The organism is Planktothrix tepida PCC 9214 (assembly GCF_900009145.1).
Taxonomy (GTDB): domain Bacteria; phylum Cyanobacteriota; class Cyanobacteriia; order Cyanobacteriales; family Microcoleaceae; genus Planktothrix; species Planktothrix tepida.
The window spans coordinates 213,182-236,753 of the sequence record NZ_LN889801.1; the positions used below are offsets into that span (position 1 = coordinate 213,182).

The window sequence follows — 23,572 nt, forward strand, 5'->3', positions numbered from 1 at the left end:
AATTATCAATTACCTAGTCAAGATTCCTGTTGAGAATTTTGGTTAGGCAACCATCCCAATAAAGGCAGGGGAAGCAAAGTAGAAAGATTAGCAATAACGACCAAAATCCAGAGGTTTTCAAAATTTAGATTGCTAATTCCTAACCAGTGGGTGAGGAGTGCTCCCAACTCATAGGCAATCATTCCCGATAAGCCGAAGGCGGACAACAAAAAAGCAAACAGAGTAGCCTCAATTCCCGGCGGACAGAGACGAGCAGACATCACAAACACAGGCATAAAGGCAATCTGACCCATCACCGTTAGCACAGCACTATCGCCCAAACTAAACCAGTGATCATTAATGCCTATTGCTCGGTTAGCATGGGTGACCAGGATCAAAGTCGTCATCCCCAGTAGGGAGGAAAGCACAATACTCCAACCCAAGATTTTACGAAAGGAAACGGCTTTGAGATAGCGTTGATAAATGCCAATCCCAAGCAAGGTTGCAAGGCTGGTTACCAATCGCACACGCCCCAGAAATTCCGGGCTAAAGCCTAACTCATTGGTGGTGAAATAGAAAAAGGCAGATTCCGTGTTGGGCGTTGCTTGCCAGATACAAATAAACAGGGTAGGAAGCAAGATGTATTTTTGGCGCAGGGTATTCCAAAGCAAGGTTACTTTTTGGTGGATGTTGCTAGGGTCAGTTCGATGGGGTTTGAGGTCTGATACGGATTTTTCCGCAATCAAACCCGCAACCCCCGACACGATTAAGGGAAAGAAAGCCGTAATCCCAAAAACCGTCTGGCTGGTAAAATTCTCCAGCAACCAACCACTTAAATAGGCCGTCAATAATCCTCCGATTCCTGAAACCGTCCACATCAACGATTGCATAGAGCCCGACTGGATTAAGGATTCTTTGCGGGCACGTTCTACGACAATGGAATCGATAATCACATCACTCATGGCGACCGACACAGAGGTTAAGAGGATGGCTAGGGTGGCTGTCCAGGTATCATGAACAACGGTGGCTAAGGCAATCCAGGCGAAGGTTCCTAATAATCCTGATACGATCAAATAAGGACGACGATGATACCCGGCAATGGGAAGACCATCGGAGAGAAATCCAAACAACGGTTTAACAATCCAGGGGACAGCAGCAATTCCCATCAAAGCGGCCATTTGAGATGGACTCAACCCTAAATTGTCTTTTAGAAAAAAGTTGACAGCTAACTGTGCTAATCCTAATATCCCCTGGATAAAATAGACGGTGAGAATGGCAAATAATTCTGGTGTCGGTTCATGGTTAAAGAGGAGATATTTCTTCAGCTTCGGTTTCTGGGAATTTAACCAAGACGCGGTTAGGGTCATGAATTAAGTTGTCTATAAATATCAACCTTGTTTATTTTTAAGTCAGGTGATTATTGCTTTTGATTGGCTGCTGCTGTTATCTGATTAATAATCTCTGAAAGGGGCCAATATCCCCAAGATTCTGTGATCTTTTGATTTTCAATTTTAAAAATTTCTAACGCTTCAAATTCGACTTTTGCACCACCCGGAGGCAGATTGGCAAACTCACCCAAGTGTGTCCCGCTAAAGCGACCTCGAAACACAACTTGATTATTTTCTTCTATCAAATCATTAATAATCACCTGAAGATCGGGAAAGCTTTTATGAGTCAGCTTTAAGATCCCGATCACTTGCTCTAAACTCTTGACTTGGGGTAATCCATGATCGACATAGTGGGGAGAAAAGTAGCGATATACCGCTTCATAATCTTTATTATTATAGATTTCAAAAAAACCAGCAATAATTTCCTTATTGGTCAGCGTATCCATAGAATTTTAGTTTAACCTGAATCAATCCTACACAAAGGTTAATACAGGATCAAGTTGTCGTCAAGCATTGATAAAAATCAAATTTTAGAGTATTTTATCTACTTAACTTTTAAGGTTAATTTAAGATTCCAGTGCAATATTCCTGATCACAGTTGACGTGTATCTAGCAGTCCGTGTAGGATTTATGAGCAACATGAGTGTTAACCACTGATGGATTATGGACTCAAGCTTAAAACAAACAAAATTCTTTCAAGATCGATTAATTATCTCTACGATTATCCTATCAGGATTATTTTGTCTTGTCCTTTTAGTCTATCATTTTCTGCTCGATAACTTTGCTGCACCCGGTCAATACCCATCATCAATTCCTGAGTGGAATGCAGATCGTTTAATGATGGCATTTTTTTGGAAATATAAATTCAATTTGTATTATCCAAAAGATCCTGTAGGGCCACTGATTAGTGATATGTATGGGCCATTACTGGCTTTAGCGTATTTACCCGCAAGCCTAGTTAATTCTCCTACAGTTGCTCTGGTTTTAGGTAAATTAATGTCTTTAGTTTATTTTTTTACCCCCGTAATTTGGGTATATGGCGGTGAAACTTGGAAAAACAAAAAAGGATTTTATTTATCGATACTGGCTTTAATTGCTTTTATCTTTTTTACAACTCAAATTAGAACCTTATCCTATGATGCGTTTAGAATTTGTGCTGATTGTCCCGCTTTAGGGTTTTCAGCCTTAGCTTGCGTCATCCTTTACAAAGAAAAAAACAAGCCTGAAATCCCCTTAAAAAAATTATTAATTAGTTCAATTCTAGCCGTTTTAGCGGTATTGACAAAACAAATTGCCGCCCCTATTTTGATTTCTTTACCTGTCTATCTATTTTTAGCCTATGATTTTAAGGTTTTCAAGCGGTATTTAGCTTGTTTAGCTCTGAGTGGAGTCGTCATTTCATCTGTCTTGTTAATAGCATTTAATCCCCAAGCTTTATTGTTTAATCTGATTACAATTCCAGGGAATCAACCTTGGTTTGATGGAAATAATCAAACGATTACGCTGTTTTGGGATAAATTATTAATGCTGTTATCCGCAGCCCAGCAATTAGCCGGATATTGTCTTTTACAAGGGATGATAGTCGGGTTTTGGATTTTAGGGACTCTCCCCAATGACATTCAGAAAATAAAAACTTGGATTCAAGAAAATCCTTGGCTTTTATTTGTGATTGTTAGCTTATTTTTTATTCCTACATCCTTATTAGGAAGAGTCAAAGCTGGAGGAGATGCCAATGGAATGTACACTGTTTACTTTTTAACCTTGGTTGCTAACTTAGTCTTATTGGAACAAGCCACAAATTTATCTACAAAATCCGGTCAAGAGTTTTTACAAAAAATCAGCCAAACCGGGTTATTATCTTTAGTAATAATCTTGACAATCTATAATATTAATCTGCCTATTCCTTATATTTATAAAACCTTCCCTAGTTTTTTCAATAATGTGCATCAAGTGGTCTATGAATATTCTAAAAAAAATCCGGGTCAAGTTTATTTTCCTTGGCATCCCTTTTCAGTTCTGATGGCAGAGCATCAATTATATCATATTGATTCTGGCCCTTTTGATCGCTATTTAGCTGGAGTTCCCATTAGTAAAGAGGAGTTTATGGCTTACCTCCCAGAGAATTTTACCCAAATTGCTATCCCCGCTTGGGCAGATTTAAGAGGGGAATTTGGCAAATTTTATCTTCATTATTTACCCGATTTTACTCGAAGAATTGAAGTACCAGAGTTATCCGGTTTTGTGGTTTATACGACAGAACAAAATTCTTAAACTATACGAGGAAAAAACGCCGATTAGTTCAATGCTCAGATTAACATTAAAATTTTGGAATCCTAATGGCAAAAAAATTTTTTAAATTTATAATTGGGGGAGGTTTAACAACCTGTTTTAATATCCTCTTAATTTTTCTGCTAATTGATAGGTGGGGCTGGAATACTCCTGTGCTTCATAATTTAGCCAATGTAATTTCTATTGAACTCTCGGTTTTATTTAGTTTTTTTCTGTATCGTCTTTGGATATGGACAGAGGGAAACTGGGAATTCAAAGAAATTTTCTTGAAGCAACTTCCTCTGTTTCATTTAGCAGCCGGAAGTGTGGTTATTGCTCGAATTGTGTTTTTATTTCCCCTCTTAGACTATGGTAGTATTGATCCTAAAATTAATACATTAGCTGGAGGTTTATTTGGTGCAGTCCTCAACTATATTATGAATGATTTTTGGGTATTTAAAGGGGACAAGAATAATCAACAAGCAGAATTATTTGATTCTGAAGAAAGGGGGATTTCCTGAGAACTACAAGAGACTTTTAATCTTCGATAAAACCATCCTACAGAAATGTAGCATCTGATTACATCGCCTTTTTATGTTCGACATTGAGAGAGTTTAGGGTAAAACCATGAGAGTCTTGGATTAAATACAAGGGACGTTGTTTAACTTCCTCATAAACTCTTCCCAAATATTCTCCTATTATTCCTAATCCCATTAACTGGATACCGCCTAAAAATAGAACAACCACCATTAAGGAGATATAACCGGGTACTGTAATTCCCTGAATCATTGTCAAAACAATTAAATAGGCCGCATACAAGAACGCCACAAACGATAAAATAAACCCAATATAAGTCCAAATATTCAGGGGAATTACACTAAAAGAGGTAATACCATCTAAGGCAAAATTCCAGAGTTTCCAGTAATTCCATTTGGTTTGTCCTTGATAACGGGGTTGTCGGTCATAGAGAACAGAACAGTGTTTGAAACCCACCCAAGCAAATAAACCTTTCATAAAGCGAGTGCGTTCAGGCATCTTTTTTAAGGCTTCTACAACTCGGCGGTCTAATAAGCGAAAATCCCCTACATTCGCCGGAATATCCACCGGGCTTAACTGAGCAATGGTATAATAAAATCCTTTGGCTGTTAAGCGTTTTAGCCAGCTATCATCAATGCGAAATTGACGCTTGGCATCAACAATATCATAGCCTTCGCGCCACTTACTCACCAGTTGTTCAATCAGTTCTGGAGGGTCTTGAAGATCAGCATCAATGGGGATAACAGCTTTTCCTTGTGCGTGTTCAAGTCCTGCGGTTAAGGCAATTTCTTTGCCAAAATTCCGCGATAAACTCACAATTTTGATAGCTGGATTTCGGGAGCGATTATCGATTAAACATTTAAGGGTATGGTCACTACTGCCATCATCAATACAGATAATTTCGTAGGTCATGTTTAACTGATTCAAAACCGAAGAGAGCCGCTCAAATAAGTGATCAAGATTCGGTTCTTCATTGTGACAAGGAATAACAATAGACAATTCAAGATCATCTAACTGGGATTCCATTGAAGATTGAAGCAACTCTTCAGTTTCATGGGGTGATAGGATTGTTGGCTCCGCTATTAATTTTTCATCAACAGTAAGTACCATTTTATGATCTCCTGGAGAAATTTCAGAGGGAAGACTAAGGGTTACTTGAGATTCTGTTGTCACAGTAGCGATTACTTCAATCGTGATCATCACATTCGTTCAAAATTAGGTTACACTTTTTAGGTACTTTGATTTTATCAAGCATATCATAGGACTTACACATTGACAAAAAAACTCGAATCTGATAATGATTAACAATATTAAACATAAACACTTTAAAAATAATGGGTAATCTATCTAGGATTTTTAATAATCAAGGGTTAAAAACTTTTTTTATCCTAGCTATTATTACGTTTATAGCTCACTTTTGGAACTATAAAAATCTTGGTTTATATGAAGATGATTATTTTTTGATCGCTCAACCGATGTCCATGGATATCACCGAATTTGGTGATTTCATGAAATGGCATATCCTAAATTTTAATGTTACAGAAGGTCGTCCGCTTCTTTATTTAATCGAGTTTTCTGTTGGATTTTTGGGACAGTTAATCGGTGATTTTCAATTTCTTTATTTGATCAATTATTTAGTTATTTTAATTAATAATATTTTGTGCTATATCTTTCTAAAGTCTCTTTGGAATAAACCGATTTTTATCATCACTGGAACTCTAGCTTTTACTTTGTTTCCAGCCGATACAAATCATGCTTATTTAACCCATATTTCTCTTTATTCATCTTTAACCTTTTTATTACTAGCTTTTATCTGCTATTTTAACAACCAAAAAATATTATCCTATCTCCTGATTTTTTCCACTCTATTCTCTTATGAAACAGTGTTTCCACTTTTTCTGACTGCGCCATTGTTTAAAAATCAGTGGAATAAAAGTTTGCTCAAGGAAATTCTGAGAAATACATTAATTTTATCTACTATGTTAGTTCTAGTGTTTGTGGCGCGCAAGCTCACGGGTGAAGCTAGAATTAATCAGCTAGATTTTTTGACCTTAATTTTGACTCCCCTGCGTCAAATGGTGATTGGGCCTTTTGTAAGTTTGAGTCTGTTGATTTATCGTCCTGCTCAAACCTTGTTCAACATCAAAGACGAATTATTGATTTTTGTACCTTTATCATTTTTGGGCTTTATTTTACTATTATCAGGTTTAAATCAGGAACCGGATCAGGATACGTCTAATGATAATTCTATTTTGGTTTCACCTGTTAAAAACTTAACAATTTTGGGATTAACGCTGTTAATGTTATCCTATCCTTTATTTTTTACTCGTGCGGCGACTGAAATTAATGGACGAGGTTCGCGAGTTCACATGACAGCATCCATCGGTATTTCTATTCTGGTGGGTTTATTGTGTTATCTCATCCTTAATCGAGCCCAGAACCATAATTTTACCAAAACTCTAGCTAATGCAAGTTTAGCTGTATTTTTCTCTTTATTAGTCGGATTCGGTTTAACGGTACAGCAGGAAAATCGAATTAGTTGGGAATATCAACGAGCATTTTGGACAGACGTGATTCACCTTTGTCCTGATATTACCCCAGATACTATTATTTTAGTGGATGCTCCTCTGAATACAGGCAAACATTTACACTCCTTTATTCAGTGGGGTGTTCCGATGACCTTGAGACAAATTTATCAATTTCCTAAAAGTTGGGAACGTCTGGAGGAATTGCCAAAAACTGATGATCAACCCAGATGGTACTATTGGCGAAAATATACGTTGTATCCCAAAGTATATCGGTTAAATCCTAACTGGCAAGAGCAATTAGTTCATAACGGTAAATTGGATTTTAGTCCCACTAACAAAGCCTTTGAGTATTTCCTCCAATGGGAACCCCCCCGTCTGATTGATAGCCGTAATATTATTTTATTACAAGAACATAACCATCAATTGTTCCGTAGAAGTGAACCTTTAAGGATGGGTGATCAAGTGTTGGAATTTAAACCCGTTTCTCAACCTACCCTTCAATCCTTTGAACCCGGAGCGCTGTATTATGACTTAATTAAACCCGACAATCAGGTTTCAATCGATTATTTCCACTCTTAAACCAACCTGAGTTTGACCGAGTGCAATTACCTTGGGAATTTTCTAAGCCGCTGGGTTCGGATAACGCCGATGAATGGCATCAATTTCTGTCAGAATAGTTTCATCTAATTCAACGGTAACACTAGCCAAGTTCTCTTGCAATTGTTCTATTTTTGTCGCTCCAACAATTGTACTGGTCACAAACCAGCGAGACCGAACATAAGCTAATGCAAGTTGTGCGGGTGTGATTCCGTTTTGTTGGGCTAAATCAGCATAACTTTGTGCTGCTGCGGCTATATTATTCTGATCATAACGGGAATACATTCCTCCAAATAAGTCCAAACGTGAATCTTTAGGAATTCCTGAAAGATATTTACCCGTTAAGAAACCAAACGCTAAGGGATTATACGCTAATAATCCCACCTGATTAAACCGACAAGCTTCCGCCAGATGAATGTGAAAAATCCGATTCATCAAGCTAAACCCGTTTTGAATCGAAACAATTTTCGGTAAATTCAATTGTCGAGCTATATGACAAAATTCACAAACCCCCCAAGGCGTTTCATTACTGACCCCTAAATAACGAATTTTACCCGCTTGAATTAAATCCGCAAATACTTCTAACTGTTCGGTGATCGGTATAGTTTCCCGTTCCCGTTTTGGATCATAATCCCCATCACCAAACAAAGGAACATAGCGATCAGGCCAATGAATTTGATATAAGTCAATATAGTCCGTTTGTAACCGTCTTAAGCTCGATTCTACGGCTTCTGTTACATTCGCAGAGTCAATCCGATTTTGACCGTTTCTAATCCAAGTTAGCGGTGTTACTCCCGCTACTTTAGTGGCAATGATTAACGAGTCACGGCGCTGATGGATTAACCATTCTCCAATATATTCCTCGGTTATTCCCAGTTTTTCGGCTTTATTGGGAAAAGGATACGTTTCGGAAGTGTCAATAAAATTAACTCCCTGAGAAACTGCATAATCTAAAAGTTTTTCAGCTTCTTCACGGGTATTTTGTTGCCCATAGGTCATCGTTCCCAGACAGATTTCAGAGACCTGTAGGTCACTATCTCCTAATTTGTTGTACTTCATTTTCGTTGATTCGAGTTTCTTGGATTATACTGTTATTTGAGAACTCGATAGGGTCGTTCGGCTGTCCAATGGCGATCAGAAGATTGATAAATTCTCATATTTTCTAAACCCGCAGACTCGCTCAAATTAATGATTTCATCTAAGGTATAAGCTGCTTGTAAGGAGTCTCGAAATAATTTTTTCTGATGATCGTTACAATCTCCAGCATATTGTTCAACTAAATTATTGAGTTCCGTTTCACTACAGGGACGAGTTAAATCCCTCAGAAATATTCCCCCCTGGGGTTTTAATACACGCTGAAGTTCTTGAAAAAATAGCAGAGGATCTGACAAATGGTGAACAATACTATTAGAAATAATCATATCAAATTGATCATCGGGATAGGGTAACTGTTTGGCATCCACTTGCTCTAATTTAATTTGTTCCTGTAACCCCGCTTCCTCAATATTTTGATTGCCAATAAACAGCATATTGGCTGATAAATCAATTCCGGTAATTTGCCATTGCGATGCGTTATCCACGCCGCTGCGCGATCGCTGTTTTGCAATTATAATTGGAATCCGTGCTGTCCCCGTTCCTGCATCTAAAATTAATCCGGTTTCTGGCCCTAATTCGATGGCTAATTCGGCAAATTCTTGATTAACTTGGGTAAAATCCATGGCATCATATTCCCTGGCTTCTTCCCAAGTATCCATGACTTCTACTTCTGGGATACGTTCCATAACGGTAATTCCGATTAAGGTTAGTTCAGAAGTATTGTAGAAGTTCCGAACGCTAGAAAAGCAATGCACATTATTACTCTTTTGTCAATATCCCCAATTGTTCCCCCATCCGTTGTCTAAAAAACTCGTGCATCCCTACGGCTAAATTCTGTCAGGGTTTCACCACTTTTTACGAGATTATCGGGGTTTGAGTATAGGGTTTTGAGGTTAAGTTATAATTCCCCAGATTTTCATTTTTTGATTATAGCCCAAACCCCCTAATTCCGTCAACTAATTGCAACCTGTTTGCAATAACCTCTTGACAAAAATCCGGTTTTTTTCTCCAATTCTTTTGAAATTTAAAATCAACTCTCATAACCTATAGCTTTTCCTTATTAAAACTCGTTCTTGACACCAAACCTGGAGTAATACTTTAAAAAAGCTTATGATTAAAAAATGTTTGAGTAAACTATCAATGATTATGAAAGCAATTGAAACGACAGCGACTATTAATGAAAGTGGGCAACTAACACTTGATCAATCATTAGGAACCACTAAACCACAGCGTGTTCGGGTTATTGTTTTAATTCCTGAAGATGACGAAGTTGATCCCAATGAAACGCCGACTGAAATTCTGATAGAAGGGATTCGTCAAGGTTTATACGAAGCATTAACGGGACAGACTATTCCGCTCTCAGAAATGTGGGAAGGTATTGATGCTGAGTGAACCACCACCCATCCAAATCGCGCTTACTCCCCGCTTCAAAAGGGATCTTCGAGAACTTGCTAAACGCTATCGTTCAATTCGTACCGATCTTCAACCGTTAATCGAACAACTTCAAGCAGGTGAAATTCCTGGTGATAGAATTGCAGGTATTAAATATACCGTTTTTAAAGTTCGTCTTAAAAATAGTAATATCCAAAAAGGAAAAAGTGGGGGCTATCGAGTTATTTATTATCTGAAAACAAATCAAGCCATCATTCTTGCTACAATTTATTCCAAATCTGACGACTCAGATATTAGTCATAAAATCATTGAAGAGGTGATCACTCAATATGAGAACGAAATTGGTTAATTCAATGGGAATCTGTGGCTCCCTCGCCATCTTAGGACAAAAACTGCTATAATTGATTTAAACGAAGTCGTTATGAGTTTGAAATAAGAAGAATGACAAACCCAACCGTTGAAAATCTTGTAATTATTGGTTCTGGGCCTGCTGGTTATACAGCAGCAATTTATGCTGGACGGGCGAACTTGAAACCCGTTGTCTTTGAAGGCTATCAACTGGGGGGAGTTCCGGGGGGTCAGTTAATGACCACCACAGAAGTTGAGAACTTTCCCGGTTTTCCCGAAGGCATTACCGGGCCGGAACTCATGGATAGGATGAAAGCCCAAGCCCAACGGTGGGGGGCGGAACTCTTTACCGAGGATGTGATTTCCGTTGATTTGAGTCAACGTCCCTTTACCGTTAAATCAGAGGAGAGGGAACTCAAAACCCATGCCATTGTGATTGCGACGGGGGCGACGGCGAAACGCCTACATCTTCCCCATGAAGACCAATTTTGGAATGCAGGAATTTCCGCCTGTGCGATTTGTGATGGGGCGAGTCCGATTTTCAAAGGAGTCGAATTAGCGGTTATCGGGGGAGGAGATACCGCCGCCGAGGAAGCCGTTTATTTAACCAAATACGCCACCCACGTTCATTTATTAGTCAGACGCCATGAACTGCGGGCGAGTAAAGCCATGCAGCAACGGGTTCTGACTCATCCTAAAATTACGATACATTGGAATACCGAAGCGGTGGATGTTTATGGCAATGATAAATTAGGTGGGATTAAAATTAAGAATAACCAAACCGGAGAACAACAGGATTTACCCGTACAGGGGTTATTTTATGCCATTGGTCATACTCCCAATACCCAAATTTTCCAAGGACAATTAGACCTAGATGAAGTGGGATATATTGTCACGAAACATGGCACTCCTGAAACCAGCGTTGAAGGGGTTTATGCCGTTGGGGATGTTCAAGATCATGAGTTTCGTCAAGCCATTACAGCCGCCGGAAGTGGGTGTATGGGAGCGATGTTAGCAGAACGGTGGTTATCCATTCATGGGTTAGCGCAGGAAGTTCAACAAACAGAAACTTCTGAACTGGAAGCGGAAACTCCAACTTCAACCCAACCTCAAATTACCACTTCTGAAAATTTCGATATCCAAAATACCCGCCATACGGGGGGTTATGCCTTGCGGAAACTTTACCATGATAGCGATCGCTTAATTATGGTAAAATATGCCTCACCCACCTGCGGGCCATGCCATGCCCTTAAACCCATTTTAGATAAAGTGGTTGGTGAATTTGAGGGTAAAATTCACTATGTCGAAATTGACATTGAAGAAGATCCAGAAATTGCCCAAAGTGCAGGGGTGGTTGGCACTCCAACGGTGCAGATGTTCAAAAATAAAGATTTAATTCAAGATCTCAAAGGCGTGAAACCCAAGAGCTTATATCGGGAATTAATTCAGAATAATTTGTAAGACTCAAAACCCGGTTTCTCAAGTAACATTCGTAGTAAGTCCTTTAGGACTCTTAACTCAACTGCGGAAAAGAAAGAAAGCCCTTCAGGGCTTACTACGTTTGGAGTTGGAATTAAAATGCCATTTGCTGCATACTGCCTAATAAAGCAATAATAATTTGAGAGCCAAATTGGAGAGCAAAAATAGCAATAATGGCTGAAAAATCAATTCCTCCTAAAGGTGGAATAAAGGAACGGAAAAGATTGAGATAGGGGTCAGTTAACTGACTTAAAATTGAGAAGGGGGGATCAAACCAGTTAATGGTCGGAAACCAGCTTAATAAAATCCTAATAAATAGGATTAACATATAAATGTTCAGGAACTGTGCCAGGGTGTTAGCGAGTAAGCTGAAAGGAAGTGCCATAAAATTTATTTGATGTTTAACTCAATTTGACAAAATTTGAGATAAAGTTATGACCCTTAGTGTATCACATTTAAGAAAAGGGGTGAAAATCAAACGGGATAGCCCCATCGATTAATCATAAGTTTCTGAGCTACTATTGCCATTGACATTGCCTAACTGTTGACGAACATCATCAATGGCTTGATTGAGTTGAGCAATTTTATCCTCCAAACTCAAACGGGCGGTTTCGATATTTTCTCCCGCCAATTTAGCAGACTTCCCCGACTTTCCCGGTATTTCTGGCAAGGGTTCACCGCTTTCGGAATTGGTGATGCGAGAAGCGAGTACCACCCCTAATACCCCGCCCACAAACCCTCCTAGGGTTGCACCGAGGAAGAAGCCACTACCAAAACCATCTCGATTACCCATAATTTAACCACTTTGTCACAATAGCTTGATTTTATAGTAGGGAACAGGCAACAGGGAACAGGCAACAGCCAGGAAAAAAGGGAGACACGCTTACTGTTGCGACAACAACCGCGATCTATTCGGTGGGGAGACGGTCGAATGTGCCAAACGTTCGATCTCCTGCATCTCCCAAACCGGGTACAATAAAGCCCTGTTCATTGACTTCAGGATCAATAATAGCGGTATAGATTTGCAAACTGGGATAAGCTTGACTTAATTTTTGTAACGCTGGGGGGGCGGCGACAATGGAAATAACCCGAATCAATGCGGGTTCAAGATGACGCTGGGTGAGTTCTTCCATCACGGCCATGATTGTTCCCCCCGTTGCTAACATCGGTTCACTAATAATCACCCGCGTTTGAGGATCAAATTGGGCGGGTAATTTATTTAAATAGCAACTGGCTTCTAAGGTGTCTTCGTTGCGTACCATGCCAATATGATAAACCGAAGATAAAGGCACAACGCTTTGAATTCCTTCCATTAACGCTAAACCAGCGCGTAAAATAGGAATCACAATCAGGGGAACTTCAGGATTAACAAAGGTGGCACTACATTCGGTTAAGGGGGTTTGTACCGTTGTTTCCAGGGTTGGTAACCAGTCTCTGGCGGCTTCGTAGGTCAACCAACGTCCTAACTCCGTCATCGCCGTGCGAAATAAAGCCGGAGGAGTGGCCTGATCACGAGCAACTCCTAACCAATGTTTAATTAAAGGATGGGGGGGGACATAAATACGCAGTTGATTAGCCATAACAAAATCGTTAGAAAGTCTCCACTATCATCCCACACCATTGCCAGAGATGGGTTGACGGTTTTTAACCTTGAGCGATTAAAATATTAGTCTCTGTCTTCAGTGATCATTTATGAAAGCAATCATGATTGTGGGAACTACTTCCCATGCTGGAAAATCCATGATGGTCACGGCCATTTGTCGAATTTTACATCGTCGCGGTGTGCGGGTTGCTCCCTTTAAAGGGCAAAATATGGCTCTGAATTCCTATGTTTCTCCGGCCGGATCAGAAATGGGTTATGCTCAAGCGGTGCAAGCCTGGGCGGCGGGAGTGACTCCTTCTGTTTCTATGAATCCTATTTTATTAAAACCTCAAGGAAATATGACCTCTCAGGTAATTTTAAAAGGCAAACCTGTGGGAGTTGTACAAGCGAGTGATTATTATGAACACTATTTTGATCGGGGTTGGCAAACGATTACTGAATGTTTAGACTATTTAACCCAGGAATTTGATATTTTAGTTTGTGAAGGTGCTGGCAGTCCCGCCGAAATTAATCTCAAACATCGAGATTTAACGAATATGCGGGTGGCCAAATATTTGAATGCCAAAACGTTATTAGTGGTTGATATTGATCGCGGGGGGGCCTTTGCTCATGTTGTGGGAACTTTGCAATTGTTAGACTCCGATGAACGGGCATTAATTAAAGGAATTATTATTAATAAATTTAGAGGACAGCGATCGCTATTAGAATCGGGGATAAAATGGTTAGAGGAGTATACGGGAATTCCGGTTGTTGCGGTTATTCCTTGGATTGATCATCCCTTCCCCGCAGAAGATTCTTTAAGTTTATTAGATCGTCGTCCGAGTTCCTCCCAAGCGGAATTAACCATTGCCGTTATCCGATTTCCTCGCATTGCTAATTTTACAGATTTTGATCCCCTAGATGCTGAAACCAGCGTTAAAATTAAGTATGTGATGCCTTCTGACACTTTAGGACATCCCGATGCCGTCATTCTTCCAGGGTCTAAAACGACTATCTCTGACTTGCAAGTCTTAAAACAATCGGGAATGGCAAATCAAATTAAAAATTATGTTGAGGCGGGGGGTCAGGTCATGGGAATTTGTGGCGGTTATCAAATGTTAGGAAAAATTGTGTCAGATCCCTATGGTTTAGAAGGACAACAGGGGGATTATGAAGGTTTAGGATTATTACCGACTAAAACCGTTATGTCCACTCAAAAAACCTCCCGTCAACGGTTGGTTTCATCCCATTATCCCCAAGAAGGTTTACCTGTTGAAGGATATGAAATTCATCAAGGACGAACTCAATTGTTAGATTCTAACGATATTTCTCCTTTATTTAATGACCCGAATTTAGGATTTGTTAATCAGCAAAAATCGATTTGGGGTCATTATTTACATGGGGTTTTTGATAATGGCCCTTGGCGACGAACCTGGTTAAATCATCTACGAAAACCCAGAGGGTTAAATGCTTTACCCACTGGAATTGCTAATTATCGAGAACAGCGAGAATTGTTATTAGATTTATTAGCAGATACAGTAGATTCCTATTTAGATTTGAGATCGGTTTTATAGAAGTCAACCTCAACAACAGTCAACATGAAAATCCATTTCTTACCCGATAAAGTTACCGTTGAAGCCCAACCTGGAGAACCTTTATTAGCCGTCGCCGAACGCGCCGGAGTTGTAATTCCCACTGGATGTTTAATGGGGTCTTGTCATGCTTGTGAAGTGGAACTAGACGAAGATAATTTTATCTGTGCTTGCATTTCTTCCGTTCCCTCTGGAAAAGCGGAAATCACCATTAATATTTATAGTGATCCTACTTGGTAAATGTTATAGCGCTACTTGAAGAGGGAAAAGTAAGAAGTGAAAGGGTTTCAGGTTTCACTCAATACTCCCATGCGTAGCACTATATAGCCAGAAATTTTGATAACAGAACAACCCGATGAATAAAAATCAAGGGCTTGCGCCCTGGGATTTTCAGCCCAGCTTTTTAAAGCTGATTAATGGGCGGAGAGAGACTCGAACTCTCACGACCGAAGCCGCCGCATTTTGAGTGCGGTGCGTCTACCAATTCCGCCACCCGCCCTTGTTTGGGTTAGCTTCACTATTATAAACCATAAAGTTTCGTTTTAGCAAGTCCTGATAATTAGGACTACTCGACCAACGATCAATTTCTCTGGCTCGCAAGACCGGAAGGGGATGGGTTAACTGGGCAGTTTGAGCTTGCTGAAGGAGTTCTCCCAATTCTGTGCGACTAATTTGATCATACGTCCGGGCTTGGGCAACAAAGGCATCTAAATTCAGTTGCGAAGCTAAACTGGGAGAACCCCCCGACAGTTTCATCAACACCGACATTACGACTCTCGGATCTTGAGTTGCTAATAGGGCTGCGCGATCGCAAGTAAACTCAGCACAACGCAACCATTCCATTAACTGCGCTTGTAACCCCTGAGCCAAAATTGTTCCCCAAGGAGACAATTGATTCGCCGCTAAGACCACTAAATTCGCTAAGGTTAAATATACCCCATGTTCGCATTTTAAATGTCCTAACTCATGGGCAATTACCGCTTGAATTTCTTCCGAGGTTAATAACTCAATTAACGACGTATGAATGACAATAAACGGTTGTTTTCCCCGCATCGCAAAAGTATAAGCATTGGGAACCGGATGTTGGCGAATATAAAGTTGAGGCGGTTCTAAATCTAAAGTTTTGCAAGCCTCTAATAATAATTGATGAAGATCAGGTAATTGTTGATCACTAACTAAAATACTAGACGCAATATTTTCTAAATAAAAAAACTGTTCCCCGACACCGCCTAAAATTTGCCGGACTAATAAATCTAAACCGGGCAATTGTTTCAAAGCATTGGTCGCTTGTAAATCCAACGGATGACGGAAATGATCGGCTCGGAGTCCTATTAAAGGGGTCGTTGAAAACGTCATAGCTACATACAGATTAAAGTCAAACTATAACAAATCTAACGTCTGCCTGATCAAAATTGGGTGGGTTGTGAGTTGTAATTAACCCTAAAACGCACCCTAAACAACTCACAACAAACACTCCATTTTTGAGGTTAAGCGACTGTCTGCTAACAGATCAGTTGCTTATTCCTTTTCTATTAGCGCATGATCAATACGCTGGAGTTTGGCTCCTAATTGTCGGAGTTTAGCTTCCAATTGTTCATAACCCCGATCCAAATGTTTTAACTCCTGAATGGTGGTTTCTCCCTCCGCCGCTAAAGCCGCTAGGACTAAAGCCGCAGAAGCGCGTAAGTCGGTTGCTGTTACAGGTGCGCCCGATAAAAACGGAACTCCTCGAACTAAGGCAGTCGTTCCCTTAACCCGAATATCTGCACCCATGCGGCTCAGTTCAGGAACATGACCAAACCGATTTTCAAACACCGTTTCGCTGATCAAGCTATTGCCTTCACACAGCGTTAACAGAGCCATAAAGGGGGCTTGCATATCCGTAGGAAATCCCGGATAGGGTAGGGTTTCAATGTCCGTTGCCGTTAAATTCTCCACCGGGAGAATGCGTAAATGGTTTGACCCTTCCATCTGGATTTTGACCCCAATGGCTTTGAGTTTAGCCAGTACCGGAGTCAAATGTTCTGGAATAATGGGAGATAAACTAATTTCAGAGCGGGTGATGGCTCCTGCTATTAAAAAAGTTCCGGCTTCTATTCGATCAGGAATAATCGAATAATCGGCTGAATGCAGACTAGGAACCCCAGAAATCACAATGGTTTTAGTTCCAGCCCCCTGAATTTTTGCTCCCATCGCACAACAGAAGTTGGCTAAATCGATGACTTCCGGTTCTTGGGCGGCATTTTCGAGAATGGTTTCTCCCTCGGCGAGGGTTGCTGCCATCATCAAAGTTTCCGTTGCTCCCACACTGGGATAATCCAGATAAATACGAGCACCTTTGAGTCGGGGGTTATATCCCTTAACATGAGCATGAACAATGCCATGATCAATATGAACTTCAGCCCCTAAAGCTTGCAGTCCCCGAACATGAAGATCTACAGGTCTAGCTCCAATGGCACAACCTCCTGGTAAGGGAACTCTGGCTACCCCTAAACGAGCGAGTATTGGCCCAATGGCAAAGAAACTAGCCCGGAGTTGGCTGACGAGTTCATAGGGAGCTTGTGACTCTGATAATTGACCCGCTTTAATATCGAGAACATCACCCTGACGGTCGATTTTAACCCCCAGCGCCGTGAGAATTTCACTCATGCGGTTGACATCAACCAAGGAGGGAACGTTACGAAGCCGACAATCTTCAGAACACAGCAATGCACCGGCCATTAAAACTAAAGCGGAATTTTTAGCCCCGCTAATCGAAACATGACCTTGTAGGGGTTGATTCCCCCAAATTTTTAGAATGGACTGGTTAGGATTGGACGCAGTAGCGAGATTTGATGAGCGTATAGCGAGTGTAATGGGCTTATCCTCCAAAAATGGGTTGTACGTTAACATTCGTTAATTTTTTGTTCTGATTCTACCGAAAAGATTCCAGATGTCTAGGGGTAAACAGTCATTAATTGGTAATCTATGACCCGGAATCACTCTGAGGGAGGGGTTTTATCGGAATATTAATCTTGGAATACCCAACTTAGAAATCATCAAGGATATTTAAAGATTGGGTTGTAAGTCCCCCCCTGAATTTTATACTCAGATTAGAAACTCCCAGCAAAATTTTCTGTATCAACTGATTGATCAGTTCCTCAACGATAGCCAAGCGGTTATATTACAAAACCCTTGATCCCCAGAGCGGAGTTCATGAGCATAACAGATCAAAAGCAATTTCTAATGTAGGGTGGGAAACATTCACTTTATGATCCTCTAAATTAGAATACAACGGTTGAAAGATAGCGCACGTCAGACGAAGGAGAAATAATTGATTATGCAAATTGGGATTCCGAAAGAAATTAAAGATCAGGAATTTCGGGTGGGATTGAGTCCCGGTAGTGTGCGAGTGTGCTGTGAACGAGGTCATCAAGTTTTTGTGGAAATGGGTGCAGGGAATGGCGCTGGGTTTACCGATGAGGATTATACACGAGCCGGAGCCATAATTGTTGAATCTCCGGCTGATGCTTGGTGTCGGGAACTGGTGGTGAAAGTCAAAGAACCCTTACCCCCGGAATATGAGTTAATCCAGAAAGAACAACTCTTATTTACTTATTTACATTTAGCCGCAGATCGGGAACTAACCGAACAGTTAATTCATAAGGGTGTCCATGCCATCGCCTATGAAACCGTAGAACTTCCTGATGGTCGCTTGCCTTTACTAACTCCAATGAGTATTATCGCGGGACGGTTATCGATTCAGTTTGGGGCTCGTTTTTTAGAACGACAACAGGGAGGACGGGGGGTTTTATTAGGGGGAATTCCTGGGGTAAAAGCTGCCACTGTTGTGATTTTAGGGGGAGGTGTGGTTGGCACAGAAGCGGCTAGAATTGCCCTAGGGATGGGGGCTAAAGTGCAAATTTTAGATGTGAATGTGGAGCGATTAGCTTATTTAGAAACGGTGTTTGGATCGAGTGTGGAATTACTCTACAGTCATTTATCCCAAATTGAAGAAAGTGTTCCCCAAGCAGATTTATTAATTGGTGCGGTTTTAATCTTAGGAAAACGCGCCCCTAAATTAGTTTCTCGTGAGTTAGTTGCTCAAATGCGCCCCGGTTCTGTCATTGTGGATGTGGCAGTAGATCAAGGAGGGTGTATTGAAACCTTACGGCCTACGTCCCATAGCCATCCGACTTATATTGAAGAAAAGGTGGTACATTATGGCGTTCCTAATATGCCCGGTGCTGTGCCTTGGACAGCGACCCAAGCCTTGAATAATAGTACCTTACCTTATGTTCTTCAGTTAGCGGATCGGGGACTCAAAGCATTAGAATTGAACCCGGTTTTAGCCAAAGGTTTAAATGTGGAAAATCACCATTTAGTCCATCCGGCTGTTCGGGAAGTTTTTCCTGATTTAGTTTAAAGGAACAGCTTAACTGGGAATAGGGAATAGGGAATAAAAATTTGGATTAACGGGAAATTCCGACTTGTTTTAAAACTGTTAGGGGGTGATAGGATTTCAGCCATTGTAGTTGTTGGGAATTTCTGACTAATAATCCTCCCGCAAACCCTAAAGAATTAATTGAAATACCCTCAAACTCTTCTTGAGATCGAGGAACAATCATCATCCAATTTCGGGTGGCTAATAAATTATAAGCTCCTGATTGAAAGGGATGATCGTCAACGGATAAACCCACGGCTGATAATAATGCAAAATACAATTCTAGGGTAAAAATTGAGGCTTCTGATGGGGTATGAATCCAATTGGGATTAAAAGAGGCGATCGCATGAACAAATGGAAATTCGAGAATGATGCCAATAGAATTTTTAAATTGTACAGAAGTGATCGCGGGTTCAATGGGAAGATTTAAGCCATCGGGAACTAAGGGGAAAGGAACTAATTGTAAATGTTTATGCCGTTGACTTGCTCCCGCTAATTTACCCCCATTATAAAACATTAATCCATCAATTTCTGCTAAACCCATCCACATAGCTGCAAAATCGGCTTGAGTCAGCCAGGTTTCTTGTTCTTCAAATTCGCGGGTTACAATTAATAAATGATGCTCAACTACATTAAATTTATTCAGTAAACATAAATGAGTTTTCGATAAATCAGCAACAAATAAATCTTTTTCATAAGGAAGAAAAGGGTTAAACTCTTTCCCGGATTTCTCTATTTTTTTTTGCTGTTTCTTCGCTTGTTCCTTACGCGCTAAGTTAGCTAAAATTCTGACTAAAAAGCGAATATCCCCCTCTTCAATAAAATCATAATCTGTTGCAATTGATTGAAGAGCACCACAGTTGAGAGCATATTCAGTTTGAGTAATAATCCGTTGCCATAATGTACCTGTTGGCAAGACTGAGGTTGCTGCTGTCTCTGTTGTCATTTTAATCTAAATTGGAATTGAGGTCTTCTTCCTATCTTAAATTAATTCAGCACTTTATTATCAATAGGGAAAAGGGAACAGAGGGGATAGGAAAAAGTGATTAGCCACCCTAGCAAGTATTTGTAGTCAACATTGAAGGATGGAATCTCACCCCCTTCTTCCTATGAGTCGGGGGTTGAAGCAGAGATCAAACCCATCTAAAATTCCAATTTTGAGTTACCCACAAGAACGGGACACTTTAGTTTTTAATAACTCATCTAAACTGGGGTCTTGAATCTGAAGTGAGGAAGATTCCATCAGAGCATCTGACCATAACTGATGTTCCACAAAATATTGAATCCGAGCTAAAGTAATTGCTTCTGCGGTTGCTTTTTGTTGATGCAGTTGCGTTTCTAATTGTTCTAAATCCTGCTGAATTTTCTGGTGTTGATGGGTTTCTATGACTTTAAAAGTTAAAGAGTCACGGGGAAAATCACTGATATCAGGATTAGAGATATCATAAAGTGATAATTGATAGGTTTCTCCGGGTTGAAGTGGTTCTCCCGTATAGGAAATACTTTGCTTAGAATCCGAAATATTTTGACTCCAAATTAAAGTCTCATTGTCATCAGAATGCAGTTCTACATATTTAATATCCCCTCGCCAAATAAAGGTAGGTTTGTCACTCCAAATTTCACTATCAACCTGATTATTATTAGGTTGGGTTAGAGGAACAATTGTACAAATTTCATTTCCCCGTGAACCCCCAGGAGAATAGACAGGCGGTTCATGATTAGTCGTTGAAGAATCCTGATTAGCAAGCTGATACAATTCTTCCCAAGCAGGGGAAATCTTTTTAAATTCTGAAGGATGAAACGTGGGTTCACTCAAGGCGGGAGAGATAACCGAAAATCCCATTATGCTTACCAAGGTTGTGCATCTCCAAAGAGAACGCACAAAGTTGAACTTAGCCATAAAATTTCCTTTCCACAAATGTCAGAAAAATATACATCCAAAACATCAAGGCTGGTAACACCCAAGGAAGCAAAAGTTCGCCTGTAATATAAACCTGTACACTCACTAATCCATATATTCCTGTTAATCCCACAAACACCAGGATATACTTTATTTTTTGAGGACGAACTGTTGCTAAGGATAAGGTCGCTCCTTTTCCGAATAAAGCGGCAATTAAAATCAGCAAAAGGTCAGGAATGGGAATCACAAATCGTTGCTGAATAAAGTGATGAGTCATGTAAGCATGAACTTCACCTCCCGGTAAGACTTGGCGATAATTGCGTGGTGTTTCCTGAGAATACCAATAATTTAATGCCATAGGTAAAGGAAAATTATCTTGACCTTCTGTTGCAATTCCGGCTTCACCATATCCCCCTGGTGCAATTAGAACGACAAAGGGAGTAGAAAGTTTCAAGGTAGACTCTGGAGACTCAAATAATTGCCAAGCGGGAAGACTTTGATAAACTTGTTTTGGGGGAATTGAAAAATCAATCAGGGGATGAAACCACCATTGCTTTAATAAATATGCCCAATTTGTGATCGGTTGTAAACGTGCTTTTGATGAAAATAACCTTTGATAATCTGTTCCGGTATTATCAATTAAATAGGCTTTTAAATGGGATAGCCAATCAACGGATGAGTCCAGTTGAGGGGCAGGGGTAGATTCTCGTTCTTGAAAGTTTAATTGATACGCTAAAGCCAATAAATAAGCGAAGGGTAAAGGTTGTTGTCGAGAGTCAGGAAGAGGCAGTAAGGTGGTATAGAGGGGAGGATAACCTAATATTCTTAAATCGCCTTGTAAGCTCCAATTAGGACTCGCTAATTCGGGTAAGGTTTCAAACCATCCTCCGGTGGGATTTTTACTCGTTCCAAATATTAACCAAGTTTGATGATTTTGAACTGCATTTTGTAAAGATTGGGATAAGATGGGATCGTTTTGAGGTTGATGACGATCTAATAAATAATCAATGCCAATTACTTGCATATTGAGTTTAATTAAATGATTAATAATCTCAGCTAAATAACTTCGATCCATCGGTCTTGGATTAGAAATTTTAGCTTTTAGAATAGATTTTTCATCAATTAAAATTAGTAGAATTGGGGGAGAGGATTGAGTTGGAATTTGATGAGTTAAATTTCGATAAATTGCTTGAATCAAAATTCGTCGTTCTAATAAAAAATTTTGAATAGGCGTTTGCCAAGCGATAACGCATAAGGTTGTTAGGGCAAGGAGTTCTTTTTTTGTGGGGAACCATCGTTTTAATCGTTGTTTCCAACTGAAGGCTTGTAATTTAAACGGAGGAGCTTTGGGATGGCGGAATAAGGAAGGAATTAAATAGGCACTGGGATAAGTTAAATGTTTTTCTAATTTGAGGAATTGACAAGCGGATAATAAGGCATCATGGACATCATAATATTCCGTTAAGCTCCGAATAAACCGTAATAAAAATTCTTGAGCCACTTGATTATGGATAGGTTCTCGCATAATCGCCACTTGATTTAATCCTAAATCAATCAAGGTATTCGCTAAACTTAAACCATTACAAGAATTAAATAAGGCAAATTGTAAGCCTCGTTGTTTTGCAACAGTTAAGGGTTGAATCAGTTCGGATAAGGACAACGAAACTGAGGGCGCAATCCCTAATTCTCCTCCGGTTAATTCCGTTTCATTACTATGACCAGCAAATAGTAAAATATCCCAACCTTTTTGATCTTGAATAGCTTTAACGACTGCAAGTTTAACCTCCATTACAGTTTGTTGAGGTTGCCAACCGACAAACTGAATTTCTGCAATTGGAGCGAGCGCTCGCACCGCTTCTTTATCAGCTTGAAAATTTAACCCCGTTTCATCTCCTAAAATCACTAATACCCTAACTTTATTGCGGGTTGGTCGATGTTCGGGAGTCGTTGTAACCTGACGAATATTAATTGGTTGACGAACAATTCTAATTTTTCCAGTCGCCGCAAATTCTGTACCAATTTCCCACGCTTCCCAAGGAAGTCGAGCCACATCTATCGGGTCAGTGGTGAGAAACACATCAATATCTAATCCAACGCCACGCGGTAAAGTTTCTAAATTCTGCTTTGATGTCGCTTTAGCCAGAGTTGCTCGAATTTCATATAATTCTTCATGTCTTAACCAGCGATGAAATTCATATAATAATTTTGCTTCTGCTTGAACTAATTTAGCGTGCCAATCTGTTTGGCTTTGGGTAAGTTTTCCGGTCGCTTCCACTCGACCTCGCAGTGCTTTCTGATAAAAACTCAAATAAATATATTGCCACTCTTGATACAGTTGAGTTAATCGTTCAGGATAGGGAAGCGTGACTCCCAAATTTTGCCCTTCCCCCCAAGATAATTGAAATAAGCAAACCTGCTCAACTCGTTGAACTTTGAGATAAAAAGGGGAAACAATGGCATTCAT

The 23,572-nt window shown here is 40.1% G+C and carries 22 protein-coding genes and 1 tRNA gene; 9 read left to right on the top strand and 14 right to left on the bottom strand.

The genetic code is table 11. From position 1 onward, the window contains the following. Nucleotides 1–17: 17 nt before the first annotated feature. Nucleotides 18–1,346 carry a folate/biopterin family MFS transporter gene (locus PL9214_RS13755; RefSeq protein ID WP_072719368.1) on the bottom strand — a complete coding sequence of 443 codons (1,329 nt, stop codon included), beginning with the start codon at nucleotides 1,344–1,346 and terminating at the stop codon, nucleotides 18–20. A 50-nt stretch (nucleotides 1,347–1,396) separates the two neighbouring features. Then, nucleotides 1,397–1,813, bottom strand: a complete 417-nt coding sequence (locus tag PL9214_RS13760; protein ID WP_083580013.1) for an ester cyclase — start codon at nucleotides 1,811–1,813, stop codon at nucleotides 1,397–1,399. Nucleotides 1,814–2,030: 217 nt separating this feature from the next. Between PL9214_RS13760 and PL9214_RS13765 the strand changes: the two genes are divergently transcribed. Beyond that, nucleotides 2,031–3,638, top strand: a complete 1,608-nt coding sequence (locus PL9214_RS13765) for a hypothetical protein (RefSeq protein ID WP_072719369.1) — start codon at nucleotides 2,031–2,033, stop codon at nucleotides 3,636–3,638. Between the two features lie 65 nt (nucleotides 3,639–3,703). Continuing rightward, nucleotides 3,704–4,156, top strand: coding sequence for a GtrA family protein (locus tag PL9214_RS13770; RefSeq protein ID WP_072719370.1), 453 nt, complete (start codon nucleotides 3,704–3,706; stop codon nucleotides 4,154–4,156). Nucleotides 4,157–4,214: 58 nt separating this feature from the next. On the opposite strand, the gene PL9214_RS13775 is transcribed toward PL9214_RS13770, so the two are convergent. Continuing rightward, nucleotides 4,215–5,372, bottom strand: coding sequence for a glycosyltransferase family 2 protein (locus PL9214_RS13775; protein WP_437126748.1), 1,158 nt, complete (start codon nucleotides 5,370–5,372; stop codon nucleotides 4,215–4,217). A gap of 134 nt (nucleotides 5,373–5,506) precedes the next feature. Here PL9214_RS13775 and PL9214_RS13780 point away from each other — a divergent pair, with 134 nt between their 5' ends. Next, nucleotides 5,507–7,279, top strand: a complete 1,773-nt coding sequence (locus tag PL9214_RS13780) for a hypothetical protein (protein WP_072719371.1) — start codon at nucleotides 5,507–5,509, stop codon at nucleotides 7,277–7,279. Nucleotides 7,280–7,321: 42 nt separating this feature from the next. On the opposite strand, the gene PL9214_RS13785 is transcribed toward PL9214_RS13780, so the two are convergent. Then, nucleotides 7,322–8,356, bottom strand: coding sequence for an aldo/keto reductase (locus PL9214_RS13785; protein WP_072719372.1), 1,035 nt, complete (start codon nucleotides 8,354–8,356; stop codon nucleotides 7,322–7,324). 32 nt (nucleotides 8,357–8,388) lie between these two features. Next, nucleotides 8,389–9,078: a class I SAM-dependent methyltransferase gene (locus PL9214_RS13790; RefSeq protein ID WP_072719373.1), complete on the bottom strand. Its 690-nt coding sequence runs from the start codon at nucleotides 9,076–9,078 to the stop codon at nucleotides 8,389–8,391. 454 nt (nucleotides 9,079–9,532) lie between these two features. Here PL9214_RS13790 and PL9214_RS13795 point away from each other — a divergent pair, with 454 nt between their 5' ends. The 3 genes from PL9214_RS13795 (at nucleotide 9,533) to trxB (ending at nucleotide 11,593) form a co-directional block, all read left to right on the top strand. Beyond that, on the top strand, nucleotides 9,533–9,784 hold the full coding sequence (locus PL9214_RS13795) for a type II toxin-antitoxin system RelN family antitoxin (protein WP_437126716.1): 252 nt from the start codon (nucleotides 9,533–9,535) through the stop codon (nucleotides 9,782–9,784). After that, nucleotides 9,774–10,133 carry a type II toxin-antitoxin system RelE family toxin gene (locus PL9214_RS13800; RefSeq protein ID WP_072719374.1) on the top strand — a complete coding sequence of 120 codons (360 nt, stop codon included), beginning with the start codon at nucleotides 9,774–9,776 and terminating at the stop codon, nucleotides 10,131–10,133. The genes PL9214_RS13795 and PL9214_RS13800 overlap by 11 nt, the downstream gene beginning before the upstream one ends. Nucleotides 10,134–10,225: 92 nt before the next feature. Further along, nucleotides 10,226–11,593, top strand: coding sequence for a thioredoxin-disulfide reductase (gene trxB / locus PL9214_RS13805; protein WP_072719375.1), 1,368 nt, complete (start codon nucleotides 10,226–10,228; stop codon nucleotides 11,591–11,593). 112 nt (nucleotides 11,594–11,705) lie between these two features. On the opposite strand, the gene PL9214_RS13810 is transcribed toward trxB, so the two are convergent. The 3 genes from PL9214_RS13810 to upp all read right to left on the bottom strand — a co-directional run bounded on the left by PL9214_RS13810 (nucleotide 11,706) and on the right by upp (nucleotide 13,191). Further along, a complete protein-coding gene (locus PL9214_RS13810) occupies nucleotides 11,706–11,996 on the bottom strand; it encodes a YggT family protein (protein ID WP_072719376.1) in 291 nt (96 codons plus the stop codon). Between the two features lie 111 nt (nucleotides 11,997–12,107). Then, nucleotides 12,108–12,404, bottom strand: coding sequence for a ssl2009 family thylakoid membrane protein (locus PL9214_RS13815; protein ID WP_072719377.1), 297 nt, complete (start codon nucleotides 12,402–12,404; stop codon nucleotides 12,108–12,110). Between the two features lie 115 nt (nucleotides 12,405–12,519). Next, the gene (gene upp, locus PL9214_RS13820) at nucleotides 12,520–13,191 is read right to left on the bottom strand and encodes a uracil phosphoribosyltransferase (protein ID WP_072719378.1); all 672 of its coding nucleotides are present in this window, start codon (nucleotides 13,189–13,191) and stop codon (nucleotides 12,520–12,522) included. A gap of 112 nt (nucleotides 13,192–13,303) precedes the next feature. On the opposite strand from upp, the gene cobQ reads away from it, so the two are divergent. Both cobQ and PL9214_RS13830 read left to right on the top strand, forming a co-directional pair. Beyond that, nucleotides 13,304–14,767: a cobyric acid synthase CobQ gene (gene cobQ, locus PL9214_RS13825; protein ID WP_072719379.1), complete on the top strand. Its 1,464-nt coding sequence runs from the start codon at nucleotides 13,304–13,306 to the stop codon at nucleotides 14,765–14,767. A gap of 24 nt (nucleotides 14,768–14,791) precedes the next feature. Further along, nucleotides 14,792–15,025, top strand: coding sequence for a 2Fe-2S iron-sulfur cluster-binding protein (locus PL9214_RS13830; RefSeq protein ID WP_072719380.1), 234 nt, complete (start codon nucleotides 14,792–14,794; stop codon nucleotides 15,023–15,025). 177 nt (nucleotides 15,026–15,202) lie between these two features. Here the strand turns inward: PL9214_RS13830 and PL9214_RS13835 are convergent. From PL9214_RS13835 to murA, 3 genes are all read right to left on the bottom strand, one after another. Next, a tRNA-Leu gene (locus PL9214_RS13835) sits at nucleotides 15,203–15,284 on the bottom strand. After that, complete coding sequence (locus tag PL9214_RS13840) at nucleotides 15,263–16,141, bottom strand: M48 family metallopeptidase (RefSeq protein WP_072719381.1); 879 nt, start codon at nucleotides 16,139–16,141, stop codon at nucleotides 15,263–15,265. Before PL9214_RS13840 ends, PL9214_RS13835 begins: the two co-directional genes overlap by 22 nt. A 162-nt stretch (nucleotides 16,142–16,303) precedes the next feature. Further along, complete coding sequence (gene murA / locus PL9214_RS13845) at nucleotides 16,304–17,677, bottom strand: UDP-N-acetylglucosamine 1-carboxyvinyltransferase (protein ID WP_072719382.1); 1,374 nt, start codon at nucleotides 17,675–17,677, stop codon at nucleotides 16,304–16,306. A 427-nt stretch (nucleotides 17,678–18,104) separates the two neighbouring features. Between murA and ald the strand changes: the two genes are divergently transcribed. Then, complete coding sequence (gene ald, locus PL9214_RS13850) at nucleotides 18,105–19,190, top strand: alanine dehydrogenase (protein ID WP_072719383.1); 1,086 nt, start codon at nucleotides 18,105–18,107, stop codon at nucleotides 19,188–19,190. A 46-nt stretch (nucleotides 19,191–19,236) separates the two neighbouring features. Here the strand turns inward: ald and PL9214_RS13855 are convergent, their stop codons facing one another. From PL9214_RS13855 to PL9214_RS13865, 3 genes are all read right to left on the bottom strand, one after another. After that, nucleotides 19,237–20,154 (bottom strand): ATP adenylyltransferase family protein, encoded by a 918-nt coding sequence (locus PL9214_RS13855; protein WP_072719384.1) that lies wholly within the window; start codon nucleotides 20,152–20,154, stop codon nucleotides 19,237–19,239. A gap of 216 nt (nucleotides 20,155–20,370) precedes the next feature. Continuing rightward, nucleotides 20,371–21,051, bottom strand: coding sequence for a DUF928 domain-containing protein (locus PL9214_RS13860; RefSeq protein ID WP_072719385.1), 681 nt, complete (start codon nucleotides 21,049–21,051; stop codon nucleotides 20,371–20,373). Between the two features lie 49 nt (nucleotides 21,052–21,100). Continuing rightward, nucleotides 21,101–23,572: a CHASE2 domain-containing protein gene (locus PL9214_RS13865; RefSeq protein WP_072719472.1), complete on the bottom strand. Its 2,472-nt coding sequence runs from the start codon at nucleotides 23,570–23,572 to the stop codon at nucleotides 21,101–21,103.

Bases quoted from the DNA above. Each gene is read 5' to 3' on its own strand.
- PL9214_RS13755 (WP_072719368.1), bottom strand. From the start codon at position 1,346: ATGACCCTAACCGCGTCTTGGTTAAATTCCCAGAAACCGAAGCTGAAG.
- PL9214_RS13760 (WP_083580013.1), bottom strand. From the start codon at position 1,813: ATGGATACGCTGACCAATAAGGAAATTATTGCTGGTTTTTTTGAAATC.
- PL9214_RS13765 (WP_072719369.1), top strand. From the start codon at position 2,031: ATGGACTCAAGCTTAAAACAAACAAAATTCTTTCAAGATCGATTAATT.
- PL9214_RS13770 (WP_072719370.1), top strand. From the start codon at position 3,704: ATGGCAAAAAAATTTTTTAAATTTATAATTGGGGGAGGTTTAACAACC.
- PL9214_RS13775 (WP_437126748.1), bottom strand. From the start codon at position 5,372: ATGATCACGATTGAAGTAATCGCTACTGTGACAACAGAATCTCAAGTA.
- PL9214_RS13780 (WP_072719371.1), top strand. From the start codon at position 5,507: ATGGGTAATCTATCTAGGATTTTTAATAATCAAGGGTTAAAAACTTTT.
- PL9214_RS13785 (WP_072719372.1), bottom strand. From the start codon at position 8,356: ATGAAGTACAACAAATTAGGAGATAGTGACCTACAGGTCTCTGAAATC.
- PL9214_RS13790 (WP_072719373.1), bottom strand. From the start codon at position 9,078: ATGGAACGTATCCCAGAAGTAGAAGTCATGGATACTTGGGAAGAAGCC.
- PL9214_RS13795 (WP_437126716.1), top strand. From the start codon at position 9,533: ATGATTATGAAAGCAATTGAAACGACAGCGACTATTAATGAAAGTGGG.
- PL9214_RS13800 (WP_072719374.1), top strand. From the start codon at position 9,774: ATGCTGAGTGAACCACCACCCATCCAAATCGCGCTTACTCCCCGCTTC.
- trxB (WP_072719375.1), top strand. From the start codon at position 10,226: ATGACAAACCCAACCGTTGAAAATCTTGTAATTATTGGTTCTGGGCCT.
- PL9214_RS13810 (WP_072719376.1), bottom strand. From the start codon at position 11,996: ATGGCACTTCCTTTCAGCTTACTCGCTAACACCCTGGCACAGTTCCTG.
- PL9214_RS13815 (WP_072719377.1), bottom strand. From the start codon at position 12,404: ATGGGTAATCGAGATGGTTTTGGTAGTGGCTTCTTCCTCGGTGCAACC.
- upp (WP_072719378.1), bottom strand. From the start codon at position 13,191: ATGGCTAATCAACTGCGTATTTATGTCCCCCCCCATCCTTTAATTAAA.
- cobQ (WP_072719379.1), top strand. From the start codon at position 13,304: ATGAAAGCAATCATGATTGTGGGAACTACTTCCCATGCTGGAAAATCC.
- PL9214_RS13830 (WP_072719380.1), top strand. From the start codon at position 14,792: ATGAAAATCCATTTCTTACCCGATAAAGTTACCGTTGAAGCCCAACCT.
- PL9214_RS13840 (WP_072719381.1), bottom strand. From the start codon at position 16,141: ATGACGTTTTCAACGACCCCTTTAATAGGACTCCGAGCCGATCATTTC.
- murA (WP_072719382.1), bottom strand. From the start codon at position 17,677: ATGTTAACGTACAACCCATTTTTGGAGGATAAGCCCATTACACTCGCT.
- ald (WP_072719383.1), top strand. From the start codon at position 18,105: ATGCAAATTGGGATTCCGAAAGAAATTAAAGATCAGGAATTTCGGGTG.
- PL9214_RS13855 (WP_072719384.1), bottom strand. From the start codon at position 20,154: ATGACAACAGAGACAGCAGCAACCTCAGTCTTGCCAACAGGTACATTA.
- PL9214_RS13860 (WP_072719385.1), bottom strand. From the start codon at position 21,051: ATGGGATTTTCGGTTATCTCTCCCGCCTTGAGTGAACCCACGTTTCAT.
- PL9214_RS13865 (WP_072719472.1), bottom strand. From the start codon at position 23,572: ATGAATGCCATTGTTTCCCCTTTTTATCTCAAAGTTCAACGAGTTGAG.